The following is an 11,634-nucleotide window of genomic DNA, read 5'->3' on the forward strand; positions in this document are numbered from 1 at the left end:
CAATATCATTTAATGGAAGATATTCCAAGCAACCCTGCTCAGGAAATACACGCTCCCCCTCCCAATATGCATATTGCATAATTCTAACAGCCGTTGTAATCACAACAGCTGATTTTTCTATTCATTTATTTTATTCATTCAATTACTGCCTGGACTTCGTGTATCCCGTATCGTAATACGTGTATCGGGTCCTCAATAGCAGTATTATTCTATCTGATTGTTTCCACGGTTGCGGCAAATGCTGCTATCCGGAAATGCGATCCCTCAACGGAAAAGCTTATTTTATGAACAAGCAAACATCATTATTCTCCAATATAAAAGGTGACTTTTCAGCCGGCCTTGTTGTTTTCCTCATTGCGGTGCCACTGTGCCTTGGCATAGCGCTGGCCTCCGGTGCCCCACTGTTTGCCGGTATGATTTCCGGTATCGTGGGTGGCCTGGTCATCGGCTTTCTGAGCGGCTCGCAATTGAGTGTAAGCGGCCCTGCGGCTGGTCTTACTGCAGTAGTACTGGTCGCCATCACCAAATTAGGAGCGTTCGACGTATTCCTGCTCTCCGTGGTGATTGCCGGTATTCTTCAACTGGTGCTGGGCCTGGTAAAGGCGGGTACTGTAGCCAACTACTTCCCTTCCAATGTGATCACGGGAATGCTCACTGCCATTGGTATTATTATTATACTGAAACAATTGCCCCACGCTTTTGGCTATGATGCCAACACAGAAGGTGATTTTACCTTTTTCCAGGTAGATGGGGACAATACTTTCAGCGCCTTATTTTCTGCCATTAATCATATTAGCATTGGCGCAACACTGATTACCATTATATCCATTTTCATTATTCTGTACTGGAGCAAGATCCCGAAACTCAATGTAGTGCCAGCACCGCTGGTAGCAGTAATTACCGGCATTTTGCTGAATATGGCATTTTCCGGCAGCGCGCTGCTGGCACTGGGATCTAATCACCTGGTATCCTTACCGGTACCCGGCAGCTTCGGCGATTTCGTGAACCAATTCACCCTCCCCAATTTCAGTGCGATCACTAATAAGGAAGTGTGGATCATTGCGGTAACCATTGCTATTGTTGCTTCTGTAGAAACATTGCTGAACGTGGAAGCCACTGACAAACTGGATCCCATGAAACGTTACACCTCTCCTAACCGGGAGCTGAAAGCACAGGGTATTGGTAATATCGTGAGCGGTTTAATTGGTGGCTTACCTATTACTTCGGTGATTGTACGGTCCAGCGCCAACATCAACGCAGGTGGTAAAACCAAAATGTCCACCATGATACATGGTGCTTTACTGTTGATCTGTGCCGCACTGATTCCGGTGGTATTAAATAAAATTCCATTGGCGACACTCGCCGCGGTGTTACTCGTAACCGGGTATAAACTGTGTAAGATTTCCATCTTTAAAGAAATGTTTAAAAACGGAAAATACCAGTGGGTACCATTTGTGGTAACTGTAGTAGCTATTGTGTTTACGGATCTGCTGATCGGTATTGCCCTGGGAATGGTAGTAAGTGTACTGGCTATTTTACGTGGTAATATGAAAAGCTCCTATTATTTCCGCAAGGAAAAATACCATAGCGGCGACAGCATCCGGCTGGAACTGGCACAGGAAGTTTCATTCCTGAACAAGGCCAGCATCCTGCTCACGCTGGATCATATGCCTGATAATATTACGTTGGTAATAGATGCGCACAAAACAGCGTATATAGATTTTGATGTACTGCAAACCATTCGTGAGTTTAAAGACATCAAAGCACCACAAAAAAATATCAAAGTGATCCTGACGGGGTTTAAAACGGTGTATAATATCCAAAACACACCCGACCTTACGCCCGAAGAGCAATCCAGGCTAACATCTCCACAGGTACACACGATTTCTTCCGGCAACCATAAAGAGTTGCTGAAGCAATTGCAATTAAATTAAAGAAAAATGAGGCATACGCCTCCACGCAGATTCGAACGTAAACGGAATACCATGCTTTTTATACGTTCATTTTTCAATTTCAAAAAATGAAAATCATGAAAACACTCAATAAAATTTCTCAAGCTAATATAACACCTAAAACGGCGCTGGAATTACTGAAAGCCGGTAACGGCCGCTTCGTAGATAACCTTCGCGTTAACCGCAACCTGCTGCAGATGTTGAACGACACCTCCGACGGACAATGGCCGATGGCGGCTATTGTAAGCTGCATGGACTCCCGCACTTCTGCAGAACTGATCTTTGATCAGGGATTGGGCGATATTTTCAGTATTCGTTTAGCCGGTGGCGTTATTTCAGATAATGTACTGGGAAGCCTGGAATATGCCTGTAAAGTGGCCGGTTCAAAATTCATCGTGGTATTGGGTCATACCAAATGCGGTGCGATCAAAGGCGCCTGCGACGCCATAGAAATGGGCAACCTCACAGGGCTGCTGAACAAAATAGCTCCGGCTGTTTTTGCAGAAAAAAACATAAAAACGGAACGCAACTCTCACAACAGCAAGTTTGTAGAAGCGGTAAATAATATACACGTAGAACGTTCCGTACAGGCCATTATGGAGCAAAGCAATATTCTGCGCGACATGATTCAGAAAGGAGAAGTAGGTATTATTGGAGCCGTATATGATGTTGAAACCGGTGTGGTGAACTTCAAAGAACACACACTCATATTGGAGAATAGCAAACCTGCTGAACCAGCAGCAGCAGCAGTAGCCGTTTAATAAAACGCCTTTTATAGAGGGAATAAATTTGCTTTTTCATAAACAAAGAAGGAGGCATTAATAACCCGTTTGATCAATTTATTTAAAGGCAATTGATCAAACAGTTATTAACAGCCTCCTTTTTTCTATATGTGTATCAGCTTTGCAGCGGCCTGCTCCAGCGTAGCCTGTTTTTTGGCAAAACAGAAGCGGATCACATGATCATCTTTTCCATCCTGGTAAAATGCCGATACCGGGATTACCGCTACGCCAAATTCTTTGGTCATTCGGATGGCAAAATCTTTATCTCCTTCTTCCGAAATACGGTCATATTTCATCAGCTGAAAATAGCTTCCCTCGCTGGATAACGGGGTAAACCGGGTATCCTTCATTAATTGCAGGAAATAATCTCTTTTCTGCTGGTAAAATGCAGGTAACTCCAGGTAGTGGGAAGGTGTTTCCAGGAATTTCGCCAAACCATACTGCATAGGCGTGTTTACGGAGAAACAGAGATATTGATGCACCTTTCTGTATTCCTTCATCAGGTGTTCCGGTGCCACACAGTAGCCCATTTTCCAGCCGGTATTATGAAATACTTTGCCAAAAGAAAAAGTAACAAAACTATTGCGGTAAATCGCCGGGTAACGCAGGATGCTGTGATGGGTGGCGCCATCAAAAATAAGATGCTCGTATACCTCGTCGGACAATACCAGCAGGTTAAATTCTGCCACCAGCTTTTCCAGCTCCTGTATATCGTTTTCCTGTAAAATGCTGCCTGTAGGATTATGCGGCGTATTCAGCATAATCATTTTTGTGCGGGGCGTAATTTTACGCCGTACTTCCGCCCAGTTAATGCGGTAATCCGGAAATGAAAGAGATATTAAGATGGGTATGCCGCCATTGACCAATACATTGGGAATATAGCTGTCGTATGCTGGTTCAAAAATGATCACTTCATCACCCGGATGTATACACGTAGCAATGGCGGTAAAGATGGCATAAGTGCCTCCCGGCGTAATGGTAATTTCGGTGTCCGGGTTCACGGATTGCTGATAGAGACGGCTTATTTTTTCAGCAATGGCAGATCGGAGGGGCATCAAACCGGGCATGGGGGCATACTGATTATGTCCCTGTTGCATGGCTTCATTTACCATGGCTTTCAGTTCATCACTGCAATCGTAATCCGGAAATCCCTGGGAGAGGTTAATCGCTTTGTGGGTGGCCGCCAGTGCGGACATGACGGTAAATATAGTGGTGCCGACATTGGGCAGTTTAGAGATCATTTCTATTTTTTTTGATATTGAAATTTAGGCATTTAGCGTCAAAGCCAATTGCTTTCAGCAGCTAAATATCTAAATTTCAATATCAAAAAAAGAAAAAGCTTAAAGGAACTTTTCGCCTTTATTACGTTTTATTTCCCCAACGTATTCTTTGATCTGTTGCTCGTTTTCTTTTTTGCAGATGAGCAGTACATCGTTGGTATCTATTACAATGAACTCATCGAGTCCCTGCAGCAGTACCAGTTTATCGTTGGGTACTTTTACCATACACTTGGTGGCATCTATTACCACTACGTTCTTGCCTTGTACCGCGTTGCCGAGATAATCTTTCTCCAGGTTTTCATAGGCAGAAGCCCAGGTGCCCAGGTCGCTCCATCCGAAATTGGAAGGGATGACATACACGTTGCTGGCTTTTTCCATGATACCATAGTCGATAGAAATATTGGTACACTGTGGATAAACCTTTTCCATCACCTCTTTTTCCTGTGGGGTGTTGAGTGCTGGCGTAGCTTGTTCAAACAGCTCGTCGATTTCCGGCAGGTATTGTTTAAATGCAGCCAGGATGGTTTTCACATTCCACACAAAAATGCCGGCATTCCAGAGGAAATCGCCACTCTGGAGGAAGGTTTTGGCCAGTTCCAGGTTTGGCTTTTCTGTGAATGTTTTCACCTGGTATACATTGTCTGACACCTGTTGTGGTTCAAACTGAATATAACCATAACCGGTATCGGGTCTGGTAGGCTTAATGCCCAATGTTAGCAGGGCACTGTTTTTTTGTACAAACAGCAGTGCGTTGAGGCAGGCGTTGGTAAAGGCCGGACCATCCATGATCAGGTGATCTGCCGGGGCACAGATGATGTTGGCCAGCGGGTCCTGTTTGTGGATTTTATGGGAGATATAGGCCACGCAAGGTGCAGTATTTTTGCGGGAAGGTTCACTCACTATATTGGCCGCAGGCAATTCAGGTAACTGATCGCTTACTTTGCTGTTATATTGGTGATGGGTAACCACAAAAATATTTTCCTTTGGGATGAACTGTGCGAAACGTTCATAAGTCCATTGAAGGAGGGTTTTCCCCGTGTTCAGGATGTCCAGGAACTGCTTGGGATTGTCTGTGCGGCTGTGGGGCCAAAAGCGGCTGCCTATACCCCCTGCCATTATTGCCACATAAAAATGGCTGTTCAGCTGTGTCATTTCTAAATAATTCCTTCTCTGATTAAATCATGTAAGTGAATAATACCCTGATATCGCGCTCCGTCCATAACCAGCAGTTGGGTTATATCGTGCTGGCGCATCATTTCGAGTGCATTGATGGCCAGTTGATCCTGCTGGATCATTTTTGGATGCAGCGACATTATATCTTTGGCCGTTACAGCTGCTGTGGGAACATCTTTCTCCAGCATTCTGCGCAGGTCACCATCTGTAATAATGCCTTGTAATAATCCATTTTCATCAACTACTGCGGTTACCCCCAACATTTTGGAGGAGATTTCCACAATTACTTCTCTTAGCGAGCTGTTTAGTAGCACCTGGGGGGACTGGTGTTGTTTACTGAGATCCCCTACTTTAAGGTACAACTTCTTTCCAAGAGCCCCACCGGGATGGAACTTTGCAAAGTCTGCCGCCGTAAATCCGTGCCATTCTATCAGGCATACCGCCAGCGCATCTCCCATTACCAGTTGTGCAGTAGTGCTGGTGGTGGGTGCGAGGTTATTAGGGCAGGCTTCCTGACTAACCGTGGTATTGAGTACCAGATCGGCTTCCTGGGCTAAAAATGAGTTGGTATTCCCCACCATAGCGACCAATGTGTTGCCAAAATTCTTCACAAGAGGAACCAGTACTTTTATTTCTGCAGAAGTACCGCTTTTGGAGATACACATCACGATGTCTTCTTCCCGGATCATACCCAGATCTCCATGAATCGCATCTGCTGCGTGCATGAAAAGTGCAGGCGTACCGGTAGAATTAAATGTAGCCACTATTTTCTGGGCAATAATGGCACTTTTACCGATGCCGGTTACTACCAGCCGTCCTTCACATTGTGCGATTTTTTCAACAACTTTCTCAAAATCTGCATCTATAAACTGTTGCAAATCATTAATAGCTGATGCCTCCATCCCAATTGTGCGTTTGGCTACCTGTCCTATATTAATAGTTTGATTCCTTTTCATGACGAATTACAAATTTATCATTTTTTAGTCAGCACTGGTACTGTAAAGTAATTTATATTGATACTCCGCGCTTTTTTAAGTAACTTCGTGTCCCCTAAAAAACATATAAAATTATTTCGTCATTTGTTGGTTCTTTAGAGTTTAAATTTGAATGCAATGGCTGTTGTTAAGGAACGTTTGATGGATGCATTACGCGAACACTTCGGGTTCGATTCCTTTAAAGGAAATCAGGAAAAAATTATAAATAGCATCCTCTCAGGCAAAGATACTTTTGTTATAATGCCAACTGGTGGAGGTAAATCACTATGCTACCAACTACCGGCGTTAATGAGTCCGGGCTGTGCGCTGATTGTTTCGCCCCTGATTGCTCTGATGAAAAATCAGGTAGATCTGGTAAGAGGCTACAGCAGTAAAGACAATGTGGCCCACTTTTTAAACTCGACCTTATCCAAGGCGCAGATAAAGAAAGTGCGGGCAGACCTCACGGCGGGCAAAACCAAGCTGCTCTATGTAGCACCGGAAACGCTCACCAAGCAGGAAAACCTGGATTTTTTCAAGGAGCTGGAAATTTCATTTATTGCGGTAGATGAGGCACACTGTATTTCTGAATGGGGACACGATTTCAGACCGGAATACCGCCGTTTGAAGGAGATGATCGACCAGATCAGCGATAACCTGCCTATCATCGCCCTAACAGCTACGGCTACGCCTAAAGTTCAGAGCGATATCGTAAAGAACCTGGCCCTGAATAAAGCCAACATCTTTATTTCTTCCTTTAACCGCCCAAACCTGTATTATGAAATCAGGACCAAACGCAAAAAGGAACAAACCAATAAGGATATTGTCAAGTTTATTCATTCTCATAAAGGCAAAAGCGGTATCATCTACACGCTGAACCGTAAAACCACCGAAGAACTGGCAGATATGCTGGTTGCCAACGGCATCAAAGCAGTGGCATATCACGCAGGCCTGGACCCAACTACCCGGGCACAGCGTCAGGACATGTTCCTCCATGAGGATACAGAGGTGATTGTAGCCACCATCGCCTTTGGCATGGGGATAGACAAGCCGGATGTGCGCTTCGTTATCCACTACAATATTCCTAAAAGCCTGGAAAACTATTACCAGGAAACAGGTCGTGCCGGCAGGGACGGACTGGAAGGTATCTGTATCTGCTACTATTCCCACAAAGATGTGCAGAAACTCGAACACCTGATGCGGGATAAATCACTCAGCGAACGTGAAATGGGTGCACAACTCATTAACGAAACCGTTGCCTATGCAGAAAGCGCTGTATGCCGCCGCCGGGTAATTCTCCACTACTTTGGAGAACACTTCGAAACAGAAAATTGTGGACAATGCGACAACTGCCGCAATCCTAAAGAAAAGATAGAAGTGAAAAACCGGGTAGTGATCATGCTCAAAGCGATCCGCTCCCTGGAAGAACGTTTCGGCAGCGAATACGTAATCAACATCATCACCGGCAAAACAAGTCCGCAGATCAATACCTACCGTCATGATCAGCTGGAAGTGTTTGGAGAAGGCAAAGAAGACGATGCACATTTCTGGAACTCCCTGATGCGTCAAATGATGCTGGAAGGATTGATAGAAAAAGATATAGAAGAATATGGCCTGCTGAAAGTAACCGCTAAAGGCACCCAATTCCTCAAAAAACCATATTCCATTATGGTGGCGCTGAATCATCAATTTGATGCAGATGCCATGGATGATGAAGATGAAGCAGCAGCCGAAGCACAAGCTTCAGCAGATCCCGCATTAGTGGAAATGCTGAAAGAACTGCGAAAGAAAGTGGCGAAAGAAAAGAACCTTCCTCCTTTCGTGATCTTCCTGGAAACTTCCCTGGAAGACATGGCGACCCAATACCCTACTACCGTTCAGGAACTGGAAAAGATCCAGGGCGTAAGTAAAGGCAAAGCGGTTCGCTACGGTAAGCAGTTCATAGATGTGATCACCAGGTATGTGGAAGAAAATAACATCACCAAACCTGATGACTTTGTCATGAAAAGCGTGGTGAACAAAAGCGGTATGAAGGTATTTATTATCCAGAACATCGATAAGAAAATACCGCTGGAAACCATCGCTAAAAATAAAGAACTCTCCCTCTCCCAATTACTCGATGAAATGGAAACTATTGTTGCCAGTGGTACCAAACTGAACATCGATTATTGCCTGGACGAAGAGCTGGATGATTATGCTCAGGATGAAATCATGGAGTATTTCAAGGGTTGTGAAACATCTAGTCTGGCTCTGGCAAGGGAAGAGCTGATTGAAAATGATTATACGCTGGAACAGCTGAAACTGATGCGTATTAAATTCCTGGTAGTATACGGCAACTAAGCCGGTTTTATCAGTGTCAAAGCATACGAAATGAGTATCAAACAAATACAGGAAACCATTGCCTCCAACAGGGAAAAAGTAGTCGCGCACCCGTTATATGCGGAGCTGCAAACACTGGATGACGTCCGCACCTTTATGCAGTATCATGTTTATGCCGTTTGGGATTTCATGTCATTACTCAAAGGATTACAACAGCAGCTTACCTGTGTAAATGTACCCTGGGTGCCCGTTGGCAATGCAGCCACCCGGTACCTCATCAACGAAATCGTAACCGGCGAAGAAAGTGATGTGGATAAAGCAGGCAATCGCTGCAGTCATTTTGAACTGTACGAACAGGCCATGCAACAGGCAGGCGCAGATATTGGCAATATAAAGACGATTATAGCCGACGTAAAGGCAGGGAAGTCTATCCAAAGCATTTTGGACACATCGTCCCTTCCGAAGGCTGTAAAGGGCTTTTTAGGCTTTACTTTCGACGTGATTGCTACCGGTAAGGCACATATTATGGCAGCAGTATTTACTTTTGGCCGCGAAGACCTTATTCCTGATATGTTCCTCGCATTGGTACGCGACCTGGATCAGAAGTTTCCCGGCAAACTGGATACTTTCATTTATTACCTGGAAAGACATATTGAAGTAGACGGCGATCACCATAGTCAGCTGGCCATGCAAATGGTAACTGAACTTTGTGGTGCCGATGAAAATAAATGGAAAGAAGCAGGTGAATATGCCCAACAGTCGCTGTTTTGGCGGCATGAATTGTGGAGCGGTATTCTGCATGAAAAGGTGATTTTATAAATTTTTTGAAAATTTATTTTGCAATTCAAAAGATTGTATTACTTTTGCAATCCCCTCACGAGAGAGGGCAACAAAAAAGGATGGTGCGGTAGCTCAGTTGGTAGAGCAAAGGACTGAAAATCCTTGTGTCGCCGGTTCGATCCCGGCTCACACCACGAAAAAAAGGTCATCGCAAGATGGCCTTTTTTTTTGCCCATAAGCACCGGTCCAACCGGGTTTCCGCATTTACTATGTCCAGGGAGCTCTGACCTCCGCAGGCGTATTATATTTTATTAATCTGCCACTTTGATATACCCCCACCCTTCTCTCTGTTTAGTGATTATTTCATAAATGGCATCCGGCACTACTTCAACGCCCGGGATCAATTCACTGGCGTCTTTATTATTCCGCTTCATGGTGGCACCACAAACTTTTACACTCACTTTTTTATTCTTCAGCAGCTCCGTGAGTGCAGGTGTTATTTTTGATTTATCTTTCAATACCATATCTAATGCATCGCCGTAAACGGCCACTTCCAACTGTGCATCCGGACTACCTTTCAGAATGCCGTTCATTTGTCGTATCACCGTGTTATGATCCTCCACCGATTTACTGGTAATATCAAATACTACTTTGTAATTGGCCTGGGCATAAGAGCCGAGGTATACAAGCAAACATCCAACAAGTACAAACAACTTTTTCATGATCATATTTTTACCTGAAATGATGAATATTAACCGCCGGTTTATTTGATACGCCGTTTATCTCTCTGGTATAAAATAGGTCCAAAAGGACCGTATTTATGTTGTTGCTCAGAAAAGGTATCGTTGAACGGCCCAAAAGGATGATCTGCCGGCTTGGTGCTTGCTACAGGCCAGTCTTTAGGGAATTCTTTAACAGGACGGGGTTGTGAATTCACAAAGGCAGCCACATCCCACGCTTCCTCGTCCGTTAATTGCGTTTTACTATAGTCGGCGCCAAACGGCATATTACTTTTTACATATCCGGCAAATCGCGACAATCTGTAAATACCGGCGCCGGTATTATATGCTTTCTCTCCCCACAAAGGTGGATACTCGTATTCAATCGCGCCCGCTGATTGTTTTCCCTCACCATTTACGCCATGACATTTACTGCATTTCTGCACATATACCAGCTTACCTTTTGTGGTATCCGCTCTTCTTTCCAGGTATGCTATTTCTTTTATTCCACTTCCCGGTGGTTTATATCCTTTAGGTACATCTTTCCCCAGCCATTGTATGTAAGCTGTAATCGCCCTGAGTTCCCGGCTGTTACTGTCGAGGGCGTTACCATTGAGGCTGCGGATCAGACAATCATTCACTCTTTTTTCAATCGATTCAACCATGCCGCTCCTTTCCCTGAATTTCGGGTACATAGATGCCGTACCTCCATAGTTGTTTCCCCAACATTTGGTGCCCGCCTGCAGGTGGCAATTCTGGCAGTTCATACCGTTGCTGATGGCCGCTATTTTTCCGCCGGGTCCAAGGTATACAGAAGTATGGGCGATAAGATCCCGACCATACCGGATCATTACACCATTTGGCGTATGCGGAATCGTAGCTGTATCGGGAGCTATCCATAACGCGGTTGCCTTTTCACCGCGTTTAGCCTGGTAAACTAAAAACATTTTAATCACAGCCAAGATCATTCCCAGTACCACTATGCCCAACAACACCCAGAAAAAAATCTTTTTCACCCCGCAAAACAATAACCGCAATTCCGTTCCTGGGCACGGCCCACCGCCCATACACCGGAAGGCACTAATTGTATTCCAGGTAAAATTCCTTCTATCCATTCTTTCTTGACCTCTGCAGCGTCAAGCGACATATTCTGCGCCACCACAGCACTATACACTGTTATCGCCATGTTACATACGCAGAATAATACGCCACTGGCCTGCAGTTCATTAATTCCGATAGCAACGTCGCCAATACCCGGAACTTTAAAATCCCCTGGTTTCGGTTCCCAGAACGGGTTTCTGACTGCCGGCGCCTTTGTGGCAGGATCATCAGCCTTAAACAGCTCTCCAAATTTATACTTGGCCCATAGGTCACTCTTCATCGCATATGGAATCGCGTCGTGACGCAATACCACCACCACACAGCATTCTTTTTCAGGCGTACCTGTAGCTGCATTGGTCAGTAGAAACACCTTCGGCCAGGCAAAAGGCAGGATGTCGTGCGGACGAACTACATCCAGCACCATTTTATGTTTGCCCTTAATTTTACTCACCCATGCTTCCGGGTTTTCGAGGTCAATATTCTTTTCTTCCTGGGGGAATGCTGCCTGCAAATCCAAAGGAACAAAAGACGGTATGGTCAATACCGTTGCTCCT

At 44.9% G+C, this 11,634-nt stretch carries 10 protein-coding genes and 1 tRNA gene; 5 read left to right on the forward strand and 6 right to left on the reverse strand.

Annotated features, from left to right (window positions below; translation table 11 throughout):
- Nucleotides 1–284 precede the first annotated feature (284 nt).
- Both VIP81_RS21065 and VIP81_RS21070 read left to right on the forward strand, forming a co-directional pair.
- A complete protein-coding gene (locus VIP81_RS21065) occupies nt 285–1,934 on the forward strand; it encodes a SulP family inorganic anion transporter (RefSeq protein WP_331965867.1) in 1,650 nt (549 codons plus the stop codon).
- Between the two features lie 95 nt (nt 1,935–2,029).
- Nucleotides 2,030–2,713, forward strand: a complete 684-nt coding sequence (locus VIP81_RS21070) for a carbonic anhydrase family protein (RefSeq protein ID WP_331965870.1) — start codon at nt 2,030–2,032, stop codon at nt 2,711–2,713.
- 125 nt (nt 2,714–2,838) lie between these two features.
- On the opposite strand, the gene VIP81_RS21075 is transcribed toward VIP81_RS21070, so the two are convergent.
- The 3 genes from VIP81_RS21075 to VIP81_RS21085 form a co-directional block, all read right to left on the reverse strand.
- Nucleotides 2,839–3,975 (reverse strand): methionine aminotransferase, encoded by a 1,137-nt coding sequence (locus VIP81_RS21075; protein ID WP_331965873.1) that lies wholly within the window; start codon nt 3,973–3,975, stop codon nt 2,839–2,841.
- Between the two features lie 99 nt (nt 3,976–4,074).
- Nucleotides 4,075–5,166 (reverse strand): mannose-1-phosphate guanylyltransferase, encoded by a 1,092-nt coding sequence (locus VIP81_RS21080; RefSeq protein WP_331965876.1) that lies wholly within the window; start codon nt 5,164–5,166, stop codon nt 4,075–4,077.
- 2 nt (nt 5,167–5,168) lie between these two features.
- Nucleotides 5,169–6,143: a KpsF/GutQ family sugar-phosphate isomerase gene (locus VIP81_RS21085; RefSeq protein WP_331965878.1), complete on the reverse strand. Its 975-nt coding sequence runs from the start codon at nt 6,141–6,143 to the stop codon at nt 5,169–5,171.
- 156 nt (nt 6,144–6,299) lie between these two features.
- Between VIP81_RS21085 and recQ the strand changes: the two genes are divergently transcribed.
- The 3 genes from recQ to VIP81_RS21100 all read left to right on the forward strand — a co-directional run bounded on the left by recQ (nt 6,300) and on the right by VIP81_RS21100 (nt 9,454).
- Nucleotides 6,300–8,501, forward strand: a complete 2,202-nt coding sequence (gene recQ, locus VIP81_RS21090) for a DNA helicase RecQ (RefSeq protein ID WP_331965881.1) — start codon at nt 6,300–6,302, stop codon at nt 8,499–8,501.
- Between the two features lie 30 nt (nt 8,502–8,531).
- Entirely contained in the window at nt 8,532–9,299 is a 768-nt protein-coding gene (locus VIP81_RS21095; RefSeq protein ID WP_331965884.1) for a DUF3050 domain-containing protein, read from the forward strand.
- 82 nt (nt 9,300–9,381) lie between these two features.
- Nucleotides 9,382–9,454: transfer RNA gene (locus tag VIP81_RS21100), tRNA-Phe, on the forward strand.
- Nucleotides 9,455–9,571: 117 nt separating this feature from the next.
- Here VIP81_RS21100 and VIP81_RS21105 read toward each other — a convergent pair.
- The 3 genes from VIP81_RS21105 to VIP81_RS21115 all read right to left on the reverse strand — a co-directional run.
- Nucleotides 9,572–9,982 carry a DsrE family protein gene (locus VIP81_RS21105; RefSeq protein WP_331965888.1) on the reverse strand — a complete coding sequence of 137 codons (411 nt, stop codon included), beginning with the start codon at nt 9,980–9,982 and terminating at the stop codon, nt 9,572–9,574.
- A gap of 41 nt (nt 9,983–10,023) precedes the next feature.
- A complete protein-coding gene (locus VIP81_RS21110; RefSeq protein ID WP_331965891.1) occupies nt 10,024–10,995 on the reverse strand; it encodes a c-type cytochrome in 972 nt (323 codons plus the stop codon).
- On the reverse strand, nt 10,992–11,634 hold a 643-nt coding region (locus VIP81_RS21115; protein ID WP_331965894.1), incomplete at its 5' end, for a hypothetical protein. The genes VIP81_RS21115 and VIP81_RS21110, both read right to left, overlap by 4 nt.

Source organism: Chitinophaga sp. (assembly GCF_036566945.1).
Taxonomy (GTDB): domain Bacteria; phylum Bacteroidota; class Bacteroidia; order Chitinophagales; family Chitinophagaceae; genus Chitinophaga.